Origin of the sequence: Sphaerisporangium rhizosphaerae (genome assembly GCF_042665155.1) — a bacterium.
In the GTDB taxonomy this organism is placed as follows: Bacteria; Actinomycetota; Actinomycetes; order Streptosporangiales; family Streptosporangiaceae; genus Sphaerisporangium; species Sphaerisporangium rhizosphaerae.
In genome coordinates, this window is the sequence record NZ_JBHTCG010000037.1 from 53,489 (window position 1) to 73,087 (window position 19,599).

General features: G+C 69.6%; 18 protein-coding genes. 9 read left to right on the forward strand and 9 right to left on the reverse strand.

The window, feature by feature from the left end:
* Positions 1 to 74 precede the first annotated feature (74 nt).
* Positions 75 to 1,211, reverse strand: coding sequence for a DNA polymerase III subunit beta (gene dnaN, locus ACFQSB_RS34560; RefSeq protein ID WP_354927657.1), 1,137 nt, complete (start codon positions 1,209 to 1,211; stop codon positions 75 to 77).
* Between the two features lie 587 nt (positions 1,212 to 1,798).
* Positions 1,799 to 3,958, reverse strand: coding sequence for a chromosomal replication initiator protein DnaA (gene dnaA / locus ACFQSB_RS34565; RefSeq protein ID WP_380831073.1), 2,160 nt, complete (start codon positions 3,956 to 3,958; stop codon positions 1,799 to 1,801).
* Positions 3,959 to 4,573: 615 nt separating this feature from the next.
* On the opposite strand from dnaA, the gene rpmH reads away from it, so the two are divergent.
* From rpmH to ACFQSB_RS34605, 8 genes are all read left to right on the forward strand, one after another.
* Positions 4,574 to 4,711 (forward strand): 50S ribosomal protein L34, encoded by a 138-nt coding sequence (gene rpmH / locus ACFQSB_RS34570; RefSeq protein WP_010849920.1) that lies wholly within the window; start codon positions 4,574 to 4,576, stop codon positions 4,709 to 4,711.
* A 121-nt stretch (positions 4,712 to 4,832) separates the two neighbouring features.
* The gene (rnpA, locus tag ACFQSB_RS34575) at positions 4,833 to 5,204 is read left to right on the forward strand and encodes a ribonuclease P protein component (RefSeq protein ID WP_380831075.1); all 372 of its coding nucleotides are present in this window, start codon (positions 4,833 to 4,835) and stop codon (positions 5,202 to 5,204) included.
* Positions 5,205 to 5,272: 68 nt separating this feature from the next.
* On the forward strand, positions 5,273 to 5,554 hold the full coding sequence (yidD, locus tag ACFQSB_RS34580) for a membrane protein insertion efficiency factor YidD (protein WP_452571824.1): 282 nt from the start codon (positions 5,273 to 5,275) through the stop codon (positions 5,552 to 5,554).
* Positions 5,555 to 5,558: 4 nt separating this feature from the next.
* Positions 5,559 to 6,521 carry a membrane protein insertase YidC gene (gene yidC / locus ACFQSB_RS34585; protein WP_380831077.1) on the forward strand — a complete coding sequence of 321 codons (963 nt, stop codon included), beginning with the start codon at positions 5,559 to 5,561 and terminating at the stop codon, positions 6,519 to 6,521.
* Positions 6,522 to 6,548: 27 nt separating this feature from the next.
* Positions 6,549 to 7,049 (forward strand): Jag family protein, encoded by a 501-nt coding sequence (locus ACFQSB_RS34590; protein ID WP_354852138.1) that lies wholly within the window; start codon positions 6,549 to 6,551, stop codon positions 7,047 to 7,049.
* 364 nt (positions 7,050 to 7,413) lie between these two features.
* Positions 7,414 to 8,103, forward strand: a complete 690-nt coding sequence (gene rsmG / locus ACFQSB_RS34595; RefSeq protein ID WP_354927650.1) for a 16S rRNA (guanine(527)-N(7))-methyltransferase RsmG — start codon at positions 7,414 to 7,416, stop codon at positions 8,101 to 8,103.
* A 107-nt stretch (positions 8,104 to 8,210) separates the two neighbouring features.
* On the forward strand, positions 8,211 to 9,176 hold the full coding sequence (locus ACFQSB_RS34600) for a ParA family protein (protein WP_380831079.1): 966 nt from the start codon (positions 8,211 to 8,213) through the stop codon (positions 9,174 to 9,176).
* Positions 9,177 to 9,321: 145 nt separating this feature from the next.
* Positions 9,322 to 10,287, forward strand: coding sequence for a ParB/RepB/Spo0J family partition protein (locus ACFQSB_RS34605; protein ID WP_354927646.1), 966 nt, complete (start codon positions 9,322 to 9,324; stop codon positions 10,285 to 10,287).
* Positions 10,288 to 11,495: 1,208 nt separating this feature from the next.
* Here the strand turns inward: ACFQSB_RS34605 and ACFQSB_RS34610 are convergent.
* The 3 genes from ACFQSB_RS34610 to ACFQSB_RS34620 all read right to left on the reverse strand — a co-directional run bounded on the left by ACFQSB_RS34610 (position 11,496) and on the right by ACFQSB_RS34620 (position 14,950).
* A complete protein-coding gene (locus tag ACFQSB_RS34610; protein ID WP_380831081.1) occupies positions 11,496 to 12,551 on the reverse strand; it encodes a threonine aldolase family protein in 1,056 nt (351 codons plus the stop codon).
* Positions 12,552 to 12,687: 136 nt separating this feature from the next.
* On the reverse strand, positions 12,688 to 13,641 hold the full coding sequence (locus tag ACFQSB_RS34615; protein WP_380831083.1) for a D-alanine--D-alanine ligase family protein: 954 nt from the start codon (positions 13,639 to 13,641) through the stop codon (positions 12,688 to 12,690).
* Positions 13,642 to 13,717: 76 nt separating this feature from the next.
* The gene (locus ACFQSB_RS34620; protein ID WP_380831105.1) at positions 13,718 to 14,950 is read right to left on the reverse strand and encodes an aminotransferase-like domain-containing protein; all 1,233 of its coding nucleotides are present in this window, start codon (positions 14,948 to 14,950) and stop codon (positions 13,718 to 13,720) included.
* 515 nt (positions 14,951 to 15,465) lie between these two features.
* Here ACFQSB_RS34620 and ACFQSB_RS34625 point away from each other — a divergent pair.
* The gene (locus tag ACFQSB_RS34625) at positions 15,466 to 16,083 is read left to right on the forward strand and encodes a GNAT family N-acetyltransferase (RefSeq protein WP_354927640.1); all 618 of its coding nucleotides are present in this window, start codon (positions 15,466 to 15,468) and stop codon (positions 16,081 to 16,083) included.
* Between the two features lie 269 nt (positions 16,084 to 16,352).
* On the opposite strand, the gene trxA is transcribed toward ACFQSB_RS34625, so the two are convergent.
* From trxA to sigM, 4 genes are all read right to left on the reverse strand, one after another.
* Positions 16,353 to 16,676, reverse strand: coding sequence for a thioredoxin (gene trxA / locus ACFQSB_RS34630; protein ID WP_354852124.1), 324 nt, complete (start codon positions 16,674 to 16,676; stop codon positions 16,353 to 16,355).
* Between the two features lie 12 nt (positions 16,677 to 16,688).
* A complete protein-coding gene (trxB, locus tag ACFQSB_RS34635; RefSeq protein ID WP_380831085.1) occupies positions 16,689 to 17,636 on the reverse strand; it encodes a thioredoxin-disulfide reductase in 948 nt (315 codons plus the stop codon).
* A 235-nt stretch (positions 17,637 to 17,871) separates the two neighbouring features.
* On the reverse strand, positions 17,872 to 18,954 hold the full coding sequence (locus ACFQSB_RS34640) for an anti-sigma factor family protein (RefSeq protein WP_380831087.1): 1,083 nt from the start codon (positions 18,952 to 18,954) through the stop codon (positions 17,872 to 17,874).
* A complete protein-coding gene (sigM, locus tag ACFQSB_RS34645) occupies positions 18,944 to 19,591 on the reverse strand; it encodes an RNA polymerase sigma factor SigM (RefSeq protein ID WP_380831089.1) in 648 nt (215 codons plus the stop codon). Before sigM ends, ACFQSB_RS34640 begins: the two co-directional genes overlap by 11 nt.
* Positions 19,592 to 19,599: the final 8 nt, after the last annotated feature.

Below are 19,599 nucleotides of genomic sequence, written 5' to 3' on the forward strand. Positions count from 1 at the left end.
CTCCGTCATCGACGACGTGTCCCACGCGCCGTACCCTGCCCCGCCCCGTCCATTCGATGTGGACCAGGGGGATCCTAACTGGACAGTCTGATGGGCATGATGAGGTACCTGTAGTCGGGGGTGGCACCGTCGTCCACAGGCTTGCCACCAGTGAGGATGGCGGGCTTGGTGGAGGTGGTGAACTGCAGCCGCGCCACGTCGGAGTCGATCGCGCCCAGGCCCTCGAGCAGGAACTGGTGGTTGAACGCGATGTTGATCTCGTCGCCGTCGAAGTCGACCGGGAGCACCTCGACCGCCTGGGCCTCGTCGCCGCTGCCGGCCTCCAGCACGACCTCGCCGCCGTGGAAGGCCAGGCGCACCGGGGTGTTGCGCTCGGCGACCAGCGCGACGCGCTTGACCGCCTCGACGAACGCGGAGGTGGCGAGGTCGGCGTGGGCGGAGAACTCCGTCGGCAGCAGCGAGCGGTACTTCGGGAACTCCGGGTCCAGGAGCCGGGTCGTGGTGCGCCGGCCGGCGCTGGAGAAGCCGATCATGCCCTCGCCGGTGCCGCCGGAGGAGCTGAGGGCGATCTCGACCTCGGCGCCCGTGGTCAGCGACTTGGCGGTGTCGGCGAGCGTCCTGCCCGGGATCATCGCGATGGCCGAGAAGTCGGGCTGGTCGGGCTGCCACTTCAGCTCGCGGACGGCCAGGCGGTAGCGGTCGGTCGCCGCGAGGGTCACGGTGTCGCCCTCGATCTCCATGCGCACGCCGGTGAGCATGGGCAGCGTGTCGTCCTTGCCGGCCGCCACGGCGACCTGGGCGACGGCCGAGGAGAAGATGTCGCTGCCGACCCGCCCGGCCGCCGGCGGCATCGCCGGGAGCGAGGGGTAGTCCTCGGCGGGCATCGTCAGCAGGGTGAAGCGGGCGCTTCCACAGGTGACGACCGCCTTGGCGCCCTCCACCACGAAGTCCACAGGCTGTGAGGGAAGCGCGCGGGTGATCTCGGCGAGCAGGCGGCCGGAGACGAGCACCAGGCCGGGGTCGCCGGTCTGCAGCTCGAGGGTCACCTCGGCGGAGACTTCGTAATCGAAGCCGGAGAGCTTGAGCTGCTGCTCCTCGGTGACCTCCAGCCTCATGCCCGCCAGCACCGGCACCGAGGGCCGGGCGGGAAGGCTTCGGGCGGTCCACGCGACCGCCTCTGCGAGTACGTCTCGGTCGACACGGAACATCACGTCGAACCGCCTCCTGTCGTTCTCGGCTGTGTCTTGATCGCGGTCTTGATCCCGGCTCGAGCGCTCCGTGCCGTTGATGCAAGTGTTCACCCTCCCGCACGGGAGGGCCGCGAGAACCCTTCTATGGGTCTTGAGTTCTTAGTAGAGAGAGATACAGGTAATCACCTTAGGGGCCGTGGATACTGTGGAAGATGGGTGTCCTCCCAGCTCAGGGCCGCTTTTTTGTCCACCGCGCCTGTGGGTGGACGGTGCATTGTCGCGCCCGGCCTGGGGATGACCGCAGGTTGCACACAGGCCGTCCCCAGTTTCCGGGGTCTTCATCCACCGGTCATCCACGAGGTTTCCACCGGTTATCCACGGGGTAAGGGACCCTCTCGGACCTGCCTTCGAGCTCCGCCCACAGGGCGTCCCCAGCTCGTCCACGAGTAGTCCCCAGGTCTTCCCCAGGTTGTCCCCAGAGTTGTCCCCAGGCTCTGAATTCGAGTTTCCCGACCGGACGCTTGCTTGTTCGCCGTCGAGAGCGGGCATTCCGGCCATTCAATGACACCTTGCGCTGATCCACAGAGATATCCACAGGCTGTGGATCATCACGCGTTGCGTGAATTCTGCTTGATGCGGTTCGTGAGCTCTGTGACCTGGTTGTACATCGACCGCCGCTCGGCCATCAGCGACCGGATCTTGCGTTCGGCGTGCATGACCGTCGTGTGGTCACGGCCGCCGAACTGCTGGCCGATCTTGGGCAGCGACAGGTCGGTGAGCTCGCGTGCGAGGTACATGGCGATCTGCCGGGCGGTCACCAGCACGCGCGAGCGCGAGCTGCCGCACAGGTCGTCGATCGACAGCCCGAAGTAGGCCGCCGTCTGCGCCATGATCGTCGCGATGGTGATCTCGGTACTGGAGTCCTCGGTGATGAGGTCCTTGAGCACGACCTCGGCGAGCTGCAGGTCGACGGACTGCCGGTTGAGGCTGGCGAACGCCGTCACCCGGATGAGCGCGCCTTCCAGCTCGCGGATGTTGGTGGAGATCTTGCTGGCGATGTACTCGAGCACGTCGCCGGGGGCCGCGAGCCCCTCCTGTATCGCCTTCTTGCGGAGAATGGCGATGCGCGTCTCCAGCTCCGGAGGCTGGACGTCGGTGATCAGGCCCCACTCGAAGCGGTTGCGGAGCCGGTCCTCCAGCGTCACCAGCTGCTTGGGCGCCCGGTCGCTGGAGATGACGATCTGCTTGTTGGCGTTGTGCAGGGTGTTGAAGGTGTGGAAGAACTCCTCCTGCGTCTGCTCCTTGCCCTCCAGGAACTGGATGTCGTCCACGAGCAGGATGTCCACAGCCCGGTAACGCGCCCGGAATCCGTCGGCCTTGTGGTCGCGGATGGAGTTGATGAAGTCGTTGGTGAACTCCTCCGAGCTCACGTATCGCACCCGGGCGCCGTCGTACAGCCGCTGCGCGTAGTGGCCGATGGCGTGCAGCAGGTGGGTCTTGCCGAGGCCGGAGTCGCCGTAGATGAACAGCGGGTTGTACGCCTTGGCCGGGGCCTCGGCGACCGCGACGGCGGCCGCGTGCGCGAAGCGGTTGGACGCGCCGATGACGAAGGTCTCGAAGGTGTACTTCGGGTTCAGCCGGCCCGGCTCCCCCGGCTTGCCGCCCCGGCCGTCCCAGCGGTTCTGCACAGGACGGTCATAGGCCTCGGGCTCCTGGCGCGGGCGGGGCGGCCGGCTGTCGGAGCCGCCCGCGAACGGAGGTTGTCCACCGTAGCCGCCCGCCTGTGGAGAATGCGGAGGATAAGGACGCGACGCGTCGCCCTGCGCGTACGGCTGGGCGCCGTCGCTCTGCTGGGGATACGCCTGCGGCGACTCGCCGCGGGAGTACGGCTGCGCGCCCTCCGCGCGGGGGAACGGCTGGTTGCCCTCGCCCCGGGGGAACGGCTGCGCGCCGTCGCCGCGCGGGTAGGGCTGTGCGGCCTCGCCCTGCGGGTAAGGCTGCTGGCCGTCGTTGTGCGAGGTGTAGGGCTGGGGCGACTCGCCGCGCGGGAACGCCTGCTGGCCGTCGGCGCCGGAGTAGGACTGCCCGGGCTCGCCGTGCTGGAAGGGCTGCGCCCCGTCGCCGCGAGGATACGGCTGGGAGGCGGGAACCTCCTGCTGGGAGGGATGCCCCTTCTCCTGGCCCGGCTGCCCAGGCTGGGCCGGCCGGCCGGGGAAGCCCTCGGCCGGACCCTGGTAGCCGTCCTGGCGGTAAGCCTGGGACGACCCCACCGGGCCGCCTCCGTAAGGCTCGTCGGAGTTTCCCCCATAGGGATAGGAGTACGGCTGCGCCTGTGGCCGGCCCTGTGGATAGTCGGTGGACGAGCCCTGGTCGGGGAAGGACTGCTGGCCCATGGAACCCGGCCTGCCAGGCTGTCCGTACCCCTGCTGAGGTTGTCCACCATGGGGATAACCCGGCGAGGGAGCCTGGGGATATCCCTCGGGCCCGGGGCCCTGCGGGTCGCCGGCCACGGCCACGGGGTCGACCATGACGGCCACCCGCATCGGCCGGCCGAACTCCTGTGAGAGCGCCTGCGCGATCAGCGGCCGCAGCTTGGTCTCAAGGACGTCCTTGGCGAAGTCGTTGGGGGCGGCGAGGATGATCGTGTCGTTCACAAGCCCGAACGGCCGGGTCATGTTCAGCCACGCGCGCTGCTGGGGCGGAACGCTGCCCTCGGCGAAGCTCTCCAGCGCCCGGGCCCACAATGGGCCGAGGTCGACGCCATCCATTGTCCGGCCCCTCCTCCCTAACGCGGCCCCCGCACGCTCGCCGCGATCTGTTTTCCACAAGGACGCCTGCCGGAGCACGCTCCGTCGGCGCCGGGCCTCGCGGCTGTCCCCACAGCGTTGTCCGCAGGCTGCCTCCGGTGGTCCACAACGGGTCCACATGCAGTCCACAGAGTGTCCACAGGGGTCACTCGTGGTCCACAACCTTCCAGGTGCGCTTCCGCGCACATCGGTGAGTTGGAGGGAAGGTCCGGAGGGCCGACAGTAGCGTTGTGCACATCCCTGTTCAAGACGTTGTCCACAGCCTAGTGGCAGGCTGGGGGCGAGATGGTGCACATACTGTGGATGACGCGGCGGCGGTGGAAATCCGCCCTGTGGAATAGTGGATAACCTGGGACGGGTCCTCCGGCGCGGGGTCCTCCGGCCGGGCCGGCCGTCCGCTTCGTGAGACACGCGCGCGCCGTTCCGGTTTGACCTCCGGGCTCCCGGGCCCGTAACGTACGACGGTCGGCTTGTCGCGCGACGGCACTTTGGCGTGCCCACGCATTCGGCAGGCCCAAGCCCTGTGTGTCAATCGCTCGCACCGTGTGCGGGTGAACTCAAGCCTGGAGCCCACTCGTGAGCAAGCGTACTTTCCAGCCGAACAACCGTCGCCGCGCGAAGACCCACGGCTTCCGGCTGCGCATGCGCACGCGGGCCGGTCGCGCCATCCTCGCCGCCCGCCGTCGCAAGGGCCGCGCGGAGCTGTCCGCCTGACAGCGCGGAGCGCCCGGTGCGTGCTCGTCTCGCCCGTCGGAACTGACCGGCGGGCGATAGCCGTGCCCGGGCACCTGTCGGTCTGAGAGCAGGTCCATCCGTGTTGCCGTCCGCTTCCCGAATGCGCCGGGGCGAGGAGTTCGCGAGCGCCATCCGGAAGGGCAGGCGCGCCGGGCGCCCCACCCTGGTCGCCCACTTCAGCGACCGGGGCGATCCCCGCGATCCTCCCCTGGTCGGCTTCGTGGTCAGCAAGGCCGTCGGTGGCGCGGTGGTCCGCAACCAGGTCAAGCGCCGGCTGAGGCACCTGATGCGCGACCGCCTGCACACGCTGCCGCGAGGTAGCCTGCTTGTTGTACGCGCCAATCCACAGGCGGCGTCCGCGCGAAGTGAGCACCTCGCCGCCGAGCTCGACGTCGCGCTGGACCGGTTGATCGGACGGCGGGCGTCGGGGCGACGGTCCGATCGCCCGGCCGCGACGGATGGACAGGCATGACCAACGGAGATCCAGAGGCGAGAGAGCGGGACGCGGGCGTGCAGGCGATCCCCGCGCCGACCGCGACCGTGGACGCGGGACGTCCTCCCGCGATCTCGGCGGGCGCCCGTGTCCTCATCGCCCCGATCCGGTTCTATCGAGCCTTCATAAGCCCCCTCCTTGGGCCGCGATGCCGCTTCGAACCGTCCTGCAGTGCCTATGGCCTCGAGGCGATCGCCGTACACGGCGCGTTGCGCGGGCTGTGGCTGACCGCCAGGCGAATCGGGCGTTGCCACCCCTTCCACCCGGGAGGTTACGACCCGGTGCCCCCGCGCCCGGTCCGGTCCCACGACGAAACGCAAGGGAGCTAGCTCGGTGGAGCTGACATTCCTGGAACCGCTGTACACCGCCGTAGCGACGGTGATCGCGTGGATTCACGCGGCGTACAGCGTCATCATTCCCCCCGACAACGGGCTGAACTGGGCACTGACCATCATCACGCTCACCGTGCTGATGCGTCTGCTGATCTTCCCGCTCTTCCTCAAGCAGATGCGCTCGTCGAAGAAGATGCAGGAACTCGCCCCCAAGGTGCAAGAGCTGCGCAAGCGGTACAAGAACGACAAGCAGCGCATGAACCAGGAGGTCATGAAGGTCTACCAGGAGGCCGGCGCCAACCCGCTGGGCGGCTGCCTGCCCGTGGTGGCCCAGTTCCCGATCTTCATCTCGGTGTTCACCGTGCTGCGGTCGATCGCCGAGGACAAGGCCGCCCACGGCATGTCGCAGCAGATGGTCGACTCCGCCCGATCGGCCCACATCTTCGGCGCGCCCATCCCGGCGACCTTCTTCACCAGCGGCGCGGAGATCCACGCCCTGGGCGCCGACCCGATCATCACGAAGATCATTCTGGGCATCTTCGTCGCGATCAGCTCCACCACGACCTTCCTCACGGTGCGGCAGAGCGTCACGCGTTCCATGGCGCAGATGCCCGACAACCCCATGGCGCAGCAGCAGAAGATCCTGATGTACATCTCGCCGCTGTTCGCGATCTTCAGCCTCAACTTCGCTCTCGGCCTTATCCTTTACTGGGTCACCACCAACCTGTGGACGCTCGGTCAGCAACACTGGTTCTACAGCCGGCACCCGATGCCGGTGGTGGACGCCAAGGGCAACATGGTGACACCCGAGCCCAAGCCGGGCCTGCTGAGTAAGATCCTTCCGGGGAAGGCCGACGCCAAGGAGCCCGCCGACGCGCCGCCGTCCGCTCCCGAACAGAAGGTCATTCGCCAGCAGCCCACGCGGCAGCCGCGCAGCAAGCGCACAGGTAGCAAGAAGCCGTAGCCGGTTGTGTTGAAGGAGAGTCCGGACGTGACCGAAGTCAACGAGGAGCAGGCCCCGAAGGCCGCGCCCGACATCGCCGCCCTCGAGCAGGAGGGCGAGATCGCGGCCGACTACCTCGAAGGTCTGCTGGACATCGCCGACCTCGACGGCGACATCGACATGGACGTCGAAGGCGACCGTGCCCTCGTGTCGATCGTTGACATCAAGGGCAACGACCTCGTCGGCGCCAACGGCGAGGTGCTGGAAGCGCTGCAGGAGCTCACCCGTCTCGCGGTGCACCGCCGCACGGGCGAGCGCTCGCGCCTGATGCTCGACGTCGCCGGCTATCGGCAGGGCAAGCGCGCCGAGCTGACCAAACTGGGCGCCAAGGCCGCCGAGGACGTCAAGCGCTCCGGCGAGGCCAAGTCCCTGCAGCCGATGACGCCCTTCGAGCGCAAGATCGTGCACGACGCCGTCGCCGCGGCCGGCCTGCGGAGCGAGTCCGAGGGCGAGGAGCCCGAGCGCTACGTCGTCGTCCTGCCCGCCTGACGGCGGAGGGCGCCCGCGCCTGAGCGGGCGCAGCGTACCGACCGGGGCATCCCGGAAGAGGGCCGCCGATCTTGCCGATCGGCGGCCCTTGGGCTGTCCGGACCCCGCTTGCCCGCGAGAGCCGGGCAACCCGATGCGTCGCTCAAGTTGTATCGCTGGCGGCGGTCGCGCCGCTCCCCCGCCCGGCCCGCCTGCCGAATCCATGCGCGACCTTGTACCGCGGCCGCCCGGAGCTTTTCCCCGTCCTGTCCGGCTCCGCCGATCGGGCCCGCGAACCCGCCGATCGGACGCGTCGAGCCGTCGGGGACGGCGGGGAGGGCTACCCTTACGCGAAGATATGGTGACCGTTCTAGTTGAGTGAGTGATGGCGGAAAGCGAAGAACTGCCCGACGCGCCCGATGCTGCGCGCGCGGTCTTCACCGGTGAAGCGTGGCCCCGGGCCCGGGCGTTCGCGGAGATGCTGGCCGGCCCCGGCGTCGTGCGAGGGCTGCTCGGCCCCAGAGAGGTCCCGCGCATCTGGGACCGGCACCTGCTCAACTGCGCCGTGGTGGCCGAGGCCGTGCCCGAGGACGCCCGCCTGGTCGACATCGGCTCCGGCGCCGGGCTGCCCGGCATCGTGCTGGCGATCGTGCGTCCCGACGTGACGGTGACGCTCCTGGAGCCGCTCCTGCGCAGGACGACGTTCCTGGAGGAGTGCGTGGAGGGGCTGAAGCTGGACAATGTGGAAGTAGTGCGCGGGCGTGCCGAGGAACTCGCGGGCAAGCGCGACTTCGACGTGGCCTCCGCCCGCGCCGTCGCGCCGCTCGACCGCCTGCTCGCCTGGTCGCTGCCCCTGCTGCGCGAGGGCGGACAGCTCCTGGCGATGAAGGGGGAGCGGGCCGCCGAGGAACTCGACGCCGCGGCACAGCAATTGCAGGCCTATGGCGTGCATTCCGCCGAGCTTGTCACAGTCGGGCGCGGTAAGGTCGATCCGCCCGCGACTCTTGTCCGGGTGGTCGCCGGACGCTCGCCAGCACGAAGTGCACAGGGTGCGCGGCGCCGACGGAAGAGGTGACGGTTATGCCGGATACGGCAGGCGGCCTTGGATGGCCCGCTGGTCATGTCTCCGCCACGGGCGGAAGGCCCACGGGGCTCGGCTGGCCGACTTCCCCTGATGCCGCCATGCCGGTTGAAAGGACGACGACCGTGTCTCAGCCCCCCCTTAACCCCGGCGATTCGCCGCTGGTCCGAGAGGCGCTCAGCTCAGTGGTTTCACGTGAAACAGCACCATCCGCTCCCGTGGCCGCCGCTTCGATCGGCTACTCGTCCTCCTTGCAGGAGGGCGACTGGCCCCGTCCCCCGAAGCCGCGGATCATCACCATCGCCAACCAGAAGGGCGGCGTCGGCAAGACCACGACCGCCGTCAACCTGGCGGCCGGGCTGTCGATGCACGGCCAGCGCGTGCTCGTCGTCGACCTCGACCCCCAGGGCAACGCCTCCACCGCGCTGTCCGTCGAGCACCGCGGCGACATTCCGTCGGTCTACCAGGTGCTGGTCGAGGATCTGCCGCTGGCCGAGATCGTCAGCCCGGTGCCCGACATGCCCAACCTGTACTGCGCGCCGGCCACCATCGGCCTGGCCGGCGCCGAGATCGAGCTGGTCTCGCTGGTCGCCCGGGAGGCGCGGCTCAAGCGCGCGCTGGAGGCGTTCGACGCCGTCGACCTGGACTACATCTTCATCGACTGCCCGCCGTCCCTCGGCCTGCTCACCGTGAACGCCATGGTGGCCGCCGAGGAGGTCATGATCCCCATCCAGTGTGAGTACTACGCGCTGGAAGGCGTCAGCCAGCTGCTGCAGAACGTCGAACTCGTCCGGGTGCACCTGAACCAGAAGCTCAAGGTCTCCACCATCCTGCTCACGATGTACGACGGCCGTACGCGGCTGGCGTCCCAGGTGGCCGACGAGGTGCGGTCCCATTTCGGGGACACGGTGCTCAACACGGTCATTCCCCGGAGCGTCCGGGTGTCCGAGGCGCCCAGCTACGGCCAGTCCGTGCTCACCTACGACGCCGGCTCCAGCGGTGCCATGGCGTATATGGAAGCGGCGCGGGAGATCGCCTTCCGCGCCGCGGCGCTAGCGGGAAGCTGACCCCGTCCGGCAGCGGTACCCTCCTGTGGAGTGTCCTGCGCCGGGTTCCGGTGGTTCGGCCGAGATCGAGTGGAATACGCGGCGACAGAGGCGGTGCCGGTGGTGACCGTCTCCGCGCGGGCGTGGCGTTGGGCGAGGAGGATTCGTGGCTCAGCAGAAGCGTGGTGGACTGGGGAAGGGACTCGGGGCCCTGATCCCCACCGGGCCGATCGTCGAGGCGCCGAGCCGGCCGACGGCGGCGCCCGCGGAGCCCCGGCCGGCCGATGACGGGCCGAAGCCGGTCGCGGGCGCGTACTTCCTGGAGATCCCGGTCAAGTCGATCATCCCGAACGCCCGGCAGCCCAGGGACATCTTCGACGACGATGCTCTGCGCGAGCTGGCCGACTCCATCGGCGAGGTGGGGCTGCTCCAGCCCATCGTGGTGCGCGCGGCGGATGACGATCGTTACGAGCTCATCATGGGCGAGCGACGATGGCGCGCCTCCAAGCTGCTGGGGATGACGGAGATCCCGGCGATCGTCCGGAGCACCCAGGACGACGAGATGCTCCGCGAGGCGCTCATCGAGAACCTCCAGCGGGAGCAGCTCAACGCGCTGGAGGAGGCCGCCGCGTACCGCCAGTTGCTGGACGACTTCGGCGCCACCCACGAGCAGCTCGCACAGCGAGTTGGACGCTCTCGATCGCACATCACCAACACCCTGCGTCTGATGAACCTGCCCGCCAACGTCCAGAAGCGGGTGGCCGCCGGGACGATCAGCGCGGGGCACGCGCGGGCGCTGCTCACCCTCAGCGACCCGGCGGCGCAGGAGCACCTGGCCGGCCGCATCGTCGCCGAAGGGCTCTCCGTACGCACCGTGGAGGAGATCGTCTCGATGGGGGAGGCCACCGCCGCTCCCGCTCCCCGTGCCCGCCGTGTCAAGGACGCCCCCGAGCCCGTCCTCACCAACCTCGCCCACCGGCTCTCCGACCACTTCGAGACCCGCGTCAAGGTCGACCTCGGCCGGCACAAGGGGCGCATCGTCGTCGAGTTCGCCACCATGGACGACCTCGAACGCATCATCGGCGCCATGGTCCCGGAAGCCGCCACCGCCATCCACGCCGCCGAAGACTGACCCTTCTGAGGTAACCCGTCCCGCGCTTGGCTCCCACCATGACCGTGCATCCCGAACCGGCTCGATGATCCTGCCTGCCCTCCTGGATACCGCCAGGAGGCGCAGTCTATTTCGGTGGGCGTGGTTTCATGTGAAACGGCGAGATCTCTTCGCCTGGCTCGCGCGTTCCTCGTTCAGTGCCTATCCGTGTCCGACCGGTGTTTCACGTGAAACCGCGTATCGTCCGGGCGGGATTCCCCTCCCCGTCGGCCGTGGGGACGATGGGTGCCGGACACCTCGTACAACCGCACAGGCCGAGCCGCGAGCGGCGGTCCGGATGAGCTCACCCCGGCATGCAGGTGGGTGGGCCGGCGCTGCCTGCCGGCTCCTCACCAAGCCGCTTGCCGGGATGTGCCACCCAGGGTTCTCCGCACGATCCTCCACAGCCCCCAAGTTGGTGACGTAGACCGGGTGGGTGGCCATGTCGGTCCACCTGCCAGCTTGCGGGGTGGGTCTAGCAACTCCGTGGGCGACGGCTCAGCCGAATCGAGTGATCGCCGCGTGGGGTTCGTTCTTTTCGGGCCTGGCTGCACTCGCAGCCGTCCTTGCGGCACTCACGTCAGGCGCGGACTTCGGTGCAACCTCCCCGTCGCCACCCCATGTCGGTGGTGGACGGCCGGCCCGCGCTCCACACGCCCAGTCGTCACCCATTGTGGGTGGGTCGACCTGGTGGGCAGTCGTGCTGGTCCACCAACCCGCATGCATGCCGAGATGGACCACGCCACGGACCTCCGCACGATCGCCCACCATTACCCGGTGCCGGTGACATACGACAGGGTGGGCAGCCATGTCCGGCTCGCCCACCGGCTGGTGAGGTGGACCCACCAAATGCTCTGGTGACGGCTCAGCCGGTGTGCGGTGGCTTTGTCTCCGTCGGCCCTTCGGTGTCAACGGCCCAGTGGGGTGGCGACGTACGTCTCGGCGCGGATCTTCGTGCGGTCCCCACTTCGCCCGTCCTCTCACGGCACCCGGCCGTAACGGAGTCCCCAGGGGAAGCGGGCAGGCGTCCAGCACGCCCGCCCGCTGGACTCATCAGTCACCGATACGCAAGAGAGGGAGGAGCTGGAAACCTGCGGTGGCGGGTCGGCTCGTCACACGCTCCGCTGGGCCATGTTTCACGTGAAACGGCGCGGGCGGCGTCAGGGGGGAGTGGAACGGGAGGACGGGGGTCAGGAGGACAGGGACTTGAGGGTCTGCCGGATGTCGGCCACGAAGGTGTCGACATCTTCGGCGGAGGTATCGAAGGCCGTCATCCAGCGCACGATTCCGAGCGAGGCGTCCCACAGGTGGAACAGGTATCGCGCCTGGAGTTCGGCGATGGCCTCGGCCGGCAGGGCGGCGAAGACGGCGTTGGACTCGACCGGCCACGTGATGTCCAGGCCGGGGAGGCCGGCGACACCATCGGCCAACCGGCGCGCCATCGCGTTGGCGTGCTCGGCGTTGCGCCGCCACAGCTCCTCGGTCAGCAGCGCGGAGACCTGGGCGGAGACGAAGCGCATCTTGGAGGCGAGCTGGAGCGTCTGCCGCCGCAGGTACGGCCCTGCCTCCGCGAGGTCGGGACGCAGGACGATCACGGCTTCGCCCACGAGGGCGCCGTTCTTGCTGGCGCCGAAGCTGACGACGTCCACCCCGGCGTCGGTGGTGAGCGCCCGCAGTGAACAGCCGAGGTGGGCGGCGGCGTTGGCCAGGCGGGCGCCGTCCATGTGGAGCAGCATGCCGTTGTCGTGAGCCGTCGCGGCGATCTCCGCGACCTCGTCGATGGTGTAGCAGGTGCCGAGCTCGGTCACCTGGGAGATGGACACCACGCTCGGCTGGACCTCGCTGATGTTGCCCCGGCCGCCGAGCCGCGCGGTGATGTCTCCCGGAGTCAGCTTCCCGTCGCGTGTCGGGACGGTGACGAGCTTCACCCCGAGCACCCGCTCGCTCGCCCCCGTCTCGTGGGTGGCGATGTGCGCGGTCTCGGGGCAGACGATCGCCTCGTACCGGCGTCCCAGCATCATGCTCAGCGACAGCATGTTGGCCCCGGTGCCGTTCAGCACGACGAGGCTGGTGGCCTGCTCGCCGAATTCGGAGCGCACCTGTCCGGCCAGGGAGGCGGTCCAGTCGTCGTCGCCGTACGCGGGGGCGTCGCCGGCGTTGGCGGCGGCCACGGCCGCGAGGACGGCCGGGTGCGCCCCGGCGTGGTTGTCGCTCGCGAAGCTCTTGGAGTGAAGCTGTTCGATCACGCCCGCAAGGCTACGCCCGCGCCCTGCTGACCTGCGGACCGGTACGCCACCAGAACAAGATCGGCGAGTTCGTCATGGCCGCCTGTACGCCGCCGCTCCGCTCACCTGAGGACCGGTAGCGCCCATCTGCACCCGCTCAGCGGGCTCGTCGAATGGCTGCCTGGAGGAGACCGTGGCAGATGGCGCTGAGGTCCTGGCCGGCGGCTTCCACGGCCATCGGCAGCAGGGACGTCTCGGTCATCCCGGGGGCGACGTTGACCTCGAGGAAGTGCGGCTGCCCGGTGGCGTCGACGATGAGGTCGGTGCGGGACAGGTCGCGCAGCCCGAGGGCGGTGTGCGCGGTGACGGCCAGTTGGGCGCACGCTTCGGCGACCTCCGGCCGGAGCCGCGCGGGGGCGAAGAACTCGGTGCGCCCGGCCGTGTAACGCGCCGAGTAGTCGTACACGCCCTCGTCGGCGACGATCTCCACCGGCGGCAGGGCGGTGGGCCCGTCGCCGAGGTCGACCACCGAGACCGCGACCTCGACCCCCTCGATGTACTGCTCGATGAGCGCGGTGTCGCCGTAGGCGAAGCAGCCGACCATGGCCGCGGGCAGCTCGTCGGCCTTGCGGACGATGGAGCCGCCCAGCGCCGACCCGCCGTGCGACGGCTTGACGAACAGCGGCAGCCCGAGCCGTTCGATGATGCGCCCGAGCACGGCCGAGGCGCCCAGGTCGTGGAAGGTCTCCTTGGGGAGCACGACCGCGTCGGGCGTGCGGACGCCGACCGAGCGGACCATCGTCTTGGCCGTGGGCTTGTCGAAGGCGATGCGGCAGGCCTGCGGACCGGCGCCGACGTAGGGCAGGTCGAGCAGTTCGAGCACCGACCGGATGGCGCCGTCCTCCCCGCTCCCGCCGTGGAGCGTCACGAAGACCACGTCGGGCGGATCGGCCAGCACGGAGGGCACCAGGCTCGCGTCGGTGTCGCGTGTCTCGACGTCGACCCCGGTCGCACGAAGCACCTCGCTCACGCGGCGGCCCGAGCGCAGCGAGACCTCGCGCTCGTAGGACAGCCCGCCTGCCAGCACCAGCACATGGCCGAGATCGCTCATCAAGGACCTTTCTTACCGCTTGGTCTTTCCAGGGGCAGGCGCCGCCGGGGGAGCCGGCGCCTGCCGCACGTCATCTTCAGGCTAGGTCGGGCCCGGGGGTGTCGACCCCACCGTGGACGGGAGCGGACCCGGTGCCGAACGTGTCGCGCATGAGCAGTTCCTGCTGGATCACGCCTGCGAGCCTGCGGACGCCCTCGCGGATGCGGTCGGGCTCGGGGTAGCAGTACGACAGGCGCATGTGCCGCGCGCCGGAGCCGTCGGAGTAGAAGCCCGTGCCGGGTACGAACGCCACCCGCTCGGCGACGGCGCGGGGCAGTATGGCCTTGGAGTCGAGCCCTTCAGGGAGGGTCATCCAGACGAAGAAGCCGCCGGCGGGCCGCGTCCACACACAGCCGGGGGGCATCAGGGCGTCCATCGCGCCGAGCAGAGCGTCGCGCCGCTCGCGGTACAGCTCGCGGAATGCCTTGATCTGCTCGCGCCACGGCTGGGTCGCGAGGTACTGCCCCACGGTGAGCTGGGTGAAGGTGGAGTGCGACAGCACGGCCGACTCCAGGGCGAGCACCAGCTTGTCGCGCACGGCGTGCGGGGCCAGGGCCCAGCCGACGCGGAAGCCCGGGGCGAGCGTCTTGGAGAACGACCCGAGATAGACCACGCCTTCGGGATCGTCCGCGCGCAACGCGCGCATCGGCTCGCCGTCGAAGCCCAGCAGGCCGTACGGGTTGTCCTCGACGACCAGCACACCGGCCCGCCGGCAGATCTCCAGCACCTGGCGGCGGCGCGACGCGCTGAGCGTGACACCGGCCGGGTTCTGGAAGGTCGGCACGGTGTAGAGGAACTTGATGCGACGGCCCTGCCGGGACAGTGCGTCGATCGTCTCGGCGAGCGCGGCGGGGTCGAGGCCCTCGTCGTCCATGGTCACGTGGACCACCGACGCCTGGTAGGCCGCGAACGTGCCCAGGGCGCCTACGTAGGAGGGGCCCTCGGCGAGGACCACGTCGCCGGGGTCGATGAAGATACGGGTGATCAGGTCGAGGGCCTGCTGGGAGCCGACGGTGACGACGACGTCGTCCGGGCCGGCCTCGATGCCCTCCAGGCGCATGACCTCGCAGATCTGCTCGCGCAGGTGCGGGTCGCCCTGGGCGGAGCCGTACTGCAGGGCCACGGTGCCGCGGTGGGCCACCAGGTCGGCGACGATCTCGCCGACGGTGTCGAGGGGGAGGGCCGTGACGTACGGCATGCCGCCGGCCAGCGAGACCACCTCGGGCCTCGATGCGACGGCGAAAAGAGCTCGGATCTCGGAGGCCACCATGCCGGCAGCCCGTGCGGCGTACCGATCGATGTAGGCGTCGATGCGCGACCCGTGGGCCGCGGTCCTCCGACCGTGATCCTGCTCTTCCGTCACGGTCCACCTCCTAGGGCATAGCCGAGCTAGGTTCATTGCGGAGTGACCAGCCTACGGCAGGCATCCTCGAAACCCTTCCGTATTTCTTCACTTCACCGGCACTACGGACATTTCTCCGCCGATTTCTGGGGTGGACATTGAGGCCGCGGAGTAGGTCCCCTCGTCGTCGCCCCGCACACCCCTGGAGTCCTCCGCCGAGGGGCCGGAGGAAACGCGCGCGGCGGTCCGCAGAGCTTCGCGGCGCCGGGGAACGGCGTCCGCCCTGCTCGGCGCCCCGCGGCGGCGACAGGCCGCGCGGGCCCGGCTCGCAGGACCGGCGTATCCCGCTTTCACTCGGCTACCATGCCACTTTGGAGACGCCGTAAATTCGTGCGCATTTCCGCCCACACTCGCGTCGTCTCGCAAGGATTGGGGGCCTCGAGGTGTCGCGTCGGCTGGTGAACGTCACGCTGGACAACCTTGATGATCTGCCGCGCCGCTGCCGACGGTGTGTCTTCTGGGAGCTCGACCCGGTAAGCGGCGAGCGGGCCCAGCTGGCCGGCGATCCGGGGCTGGAGAAGGAGGCGTGGATCTCCGCGACCCTGCTCGAGTGGGGCAGCTGCGGCAAGATCTGCTACGTCGACGGCGTGCCGGCCGGTTTCGTGCTCTACGCGCCCCCGCTCTACGTCCCTCGCTCGGTGGCCTTCCCCACCTCGCCGGTCAGCGCGGACGCCGTCCTGCTGATGACCGCGCACATCATCCCCGAGTTCTCCGGGGGTGGGCTCGGCCGCATGCTGATCCAGGGCGTGGCCAAGGACCTGACGCGGCGCGGCGTCCGGGCGATCGAGGCATTCGGCGACCTCAAGTGGGAGCAGCCCGGCTGCGTCATGCCCGCCGATTACCTGCTCGCGGTCGGGTTCAAGACCGTCCGGCCGCATCTGCGCTTCCCGCGGCTGCGGCTGGAGCTCAAGACCGCGGCGTCGTGGCGTGAGGACGTCGAGGTGGCACTGGAGCGTCTCCTGGGGTCCATGACTCCTGAACGGGCGCTACGCCCCGTCTGAGGCGATCTGAGCCCCGCGCCGTCCCACGCACCACGCCTCCCACGCACCACAGCTCCCTGCGCACCACCGGCCCGACCGCACCCCGGCCCAGCGCACAACAAGAGCCACCCGCATGGACGGACCCCCAAAGCCGTACGGAGCTTCCGGTACGAACAGAGCCCCCCGCGCCGATGGGCGCGGAGGGCTCTGCTGGGTGGGGTGCCGCCCGGAAGGAGGCGGCGGGGTGGTACGGCTCGCACGGTTGCGGACGGCACGAGCCGCAGGGGCGCCTAGATGACGCCGTCGAGCTCGCGGAGCAGCATGGCCTTCGGCTTGGCGCCGATGATCTGCTTCACGACCTCTCCACCCTTGTAGACGTTCAGCGTCGGGATCTGGAGTACGCCGTAGTCGCGCGGAGTCGCCGGGTTCTCGTCGATGTTGATCTTGACGATGGTGAGCTTGTCGGCGTGCTCGGCGGCGATCTCCTGAAGGACGGGCGCGACCTGGCGGCACGGGGCGCACCATTCGGCCCAGAAGTCCACGAGCACCGGCTTGTCGCTCTTGAGCACCTCGGCCTCGAAGGTGGCGTCGGTTACGGACTTGATGTCGCCCACGGTGTTCTCCCCTTAACTGGTGGCGGTGGCGGTTGCGTTGTCCGCGAGCCAGCGTTCGGCGTCGATCGCCGCCGAACAGCCGGTGCCCGCGGCGGTGATGGCCTGGCGGTAGGTGTGGTCGACGACGTCGCCGCAGGCGAAGACGCCGTCCAGGTTGGTCCTGGTGCTCTGCCCCTCGACCTTGATGTAGCCCTCGTCGTCCAGTTTGAGCTGTTCCTTGAACAGGGCGCTGCGCGGGTCGTGCCCGATGGCGACGAACAGGCCGCCGACGGCCAGCTCGGTCTGCTCGCCGGTGTTCACGTCGCGGACGACGACGCCGCTGACCCGGTTCTCGCCGATGATGTCGACGACCTGGCTGTCCCAGAGGAAGCGGATCTTCTCGTTCGCGAAGGCGCGGTCCTGCATGATCTTGCTGGCGCGCAGCTCGGAACGGCGGTGGATCACCGTGACCGTCCGGGCGAACCGGCTGAGGAAGGTGGCCTCCTCCATGGCGGTGTCGCCGCCGCCCACGACCACGATGTCCTGGTCGCGGAAGAAGAAGCCGTCACAGGTGGCACACCAGGAGACGCCGCGCCCGGACAGCCGCTTCTCGTTGGGCAGGCCCAGCTCGCGGTACCCCGAACCGGTGGCGACGATGACGGTCTTGGCCAGATAGGTCTCGGTGGGTGTCTTGACCACCTTGGGCGTCTGGGTCAGATCGACCTCGACGACGTCGTCCGCGACCAGCTCGGCGCCGAAGCGCTCGGCCTGCTTGCGGAAGTTGTCCATCAGGTCCGGGCCGAGGATGCCGTCCGGGAAGCCCGGGAAGTTCTCCACGTCGGTGGTGTTCATGAGCGCGCCACCCGCGGTGACCGAGCCCTCGAACACGAGGGGGTTGAGATCCGCGCGTGCCGCGTAGACCGCGGCCGTGTAGCCGGCCGGGCCCGACCCGATGATGATGACGTTACGGACGTCGCTCACGCCTCTCGCCTTTCTGCGCATGGTGGTCCCGGCGCGTCGCCGGTGTGCGTCGCCGCACGCTGCCCGGCTCTGGTTACCCGTTGGTGGATGCAGTGGCGTCAACAGATCCTAGGCGTCCGGGATTCCCGTCCCAGGAAAGCCGCGCCTTCCACAAGAAGAAGTCCTCCGCGGAACCCGCGGAGGACTTCTCACGACTCCGGATCGCGAACAGGCGGGCGCCCGCTCGCGAGCGGCCCTACTGCCAGCGGCTCACCGACGGCGGCCGCATGTTGCGGCAGTTGTCGTCCACGACGTACACCCAGACGGCGTTGTGCAGGCGGTTCTTCCAGAAAGCCATCACCGTGGCCTCGCTGCCCTCGTAGAAGGCCTGGTCGACGCCGATCGGGTTGGGATTCTTGCGCAGGCCGAGCTGGTCGCCCACCTGCTCGGAGATGCGGGTGATGCACCGCATCACCGCGGGATCGCTCGACTCGTCGCCGGTCGAGCCGGGGCCGTAGGCGCCGACGTAGGTGTTCAGCGGCCCCCTGAGCACCGTGTCGGAGTAGTTGAAGTCGCTGCTGGCGATCACGTACTTCCGGCCGGGATGGGTCGGACCCGTGGTCGAGACGTCCTTCGACGGCTCCGCGCCCGGCGCGGTGGTCGTGGGAGCCGGCAGGGCGTAGGAGTCCTTCCCGGCCCCTCCCTCGGTGCCCGTGGCCGACAGCAGGCCCGCCGACACCCCGGCGACGCTGATGACGACCGCGGCCGCCGCGCTCGCCATCGCGGGCAGTTGCCAGGAACGCCGCCGGGACGCCCTGCGGCGCCTGGCGGGGACGACCGTGCCGTCATCGGCCACGACGCCGAGGCGCACGACCTCCTGCGGCTCGGGGACCTGCGGCTCGGGGACCTGCGGCGCCGAGGGCCTTGGCGGCTCCTCCACGGCGGCCATCGCGGGCACGGCCCGCAACGGCGGCTCACCGACCGTCAAGGGCGGCTCCGGCGCGGTCTCCCATGGGGAATCCGGCATGGCCTCCCAGGGGGAGTCGGCCATGATGCGATCCCAGTCGGGCGCCTCGTCGAGCTTGAGCCCGCCACCGGACCGCCTGGTCTCGGCTTCGGCGCCTAGTGCCTTGTCGATGCGGAGCGCGACGCCCATGGGCATCGCGGGCACCGGCACTCCCGCGAGCATTTCGCGGACCGCAGCCAGGTCGGCGAGGCTCTCCCCACAGGGATCGCATACCGCGAGATGCTCGCGGACCCGCGCGGCCGTGGCGCCGTCGAGAAGACCCTCTGCCAGCTCGGCGAGGATCTCCATATCGTAGTGCGTATCACCCGTCACGAAGTTCTGCTCCCTTCGCGGATGAGACGCGAGTTAGGTCCGATCGGTTCCGCAGATGGGAAAGAATCGGGGCAAGTTTGGCACGGCCCCGCGCGCAGCGGCTCTTGACGGTGCCGGTCGGCACGCCCAGCACCTGGGCTGCGTCCTCGACCGAATATCCCATCATGTCGACCAGCACCAGCGCCGCGCGCTGGTCGGCCGGCAGAAGCTTGAGCGCGGCCGTGACCTCCATGGAGACGTCGCGGTCCCCTGTCTGGTCGGGCATCGGAGTGTCCCGCTCGGCCGCCTCGACGAGCTCGTCGTCGGCGACCGGCCGGATGGACTTGCGGCGCATGCGGTCGAGGCAGGCGTTCACGACGATGCGGTGGAGCCAGGTGGTCACGGCCGCTTCGCCGCGGAAGCTGTCGGCCTTGCGGTAGGCGGAGACGAAGGCGTCCTGCACGGCGTCGGCGGCCTCGTCGGGGTCACCGAGCGTACGCAGGGCAACCGCCCACATGCGGTCGCGATGGCGCCGGACGATCTCGCTGAAGGCGTGTGGATCGCCGCCGATATGGCTCGTCAGCAGGTCGGCGTCGGACAACGCGGACCGTGCGGCGTGCTGAGTAGCCGCCGGCGGGCTATCGGGAGGAGGGTTCACAACGCGTG

What these genes read in the sequence shown, in the direction of transcription:
- dnaA (WP_380831073.1), bottom strand. Translation starts at nt 3,958, where the DNA reads ATGGATGGCGTCGACCTCGGCCCATTGTGGGCCCGGGCGCTGGAGAGC.
- rnpA (WP_380831075.1), top strand. Translation starts at nt 4,833, where the DNA reads ATGCGCCGGGGCGAGGAGTTCGCGAGCGCCATCCGGAAGGGCAGGCGC.
- rsmG (WP_354927650.1), top strand. Translation starts at nt 7,414, where the DNA reads ATGGCGGAAAGCGAAGAACTGCCCGACGCGCCCGATGCTGCGCGCGCG.
- ACFQSB_RS34600 (WP_380831079.1), top strand. Translation starts at nt 8,211, where the DNA reads ATGCCGGTTGAAAGGACGACGACCGTGTCTCAGCCCCCCCTTAACCCC.
- ACFQSB_RS34615 (WP_380831083.1), bottom strand. Translation starts at nt 13,641, where the DNA reads ATGAGCGATCTCGGCCATGTGCTGGTGCTGGCAGGCGGGCTGTCCTAC.
- ACFQSB_RS34620 (WP_380831105.1), bottom strand. Translation starts at nt 14,950, where the DNA reads ATGGTGGCCTCCGAGATCCGAGCTCTTTTCGCCGTCGCATCGAGGCCC.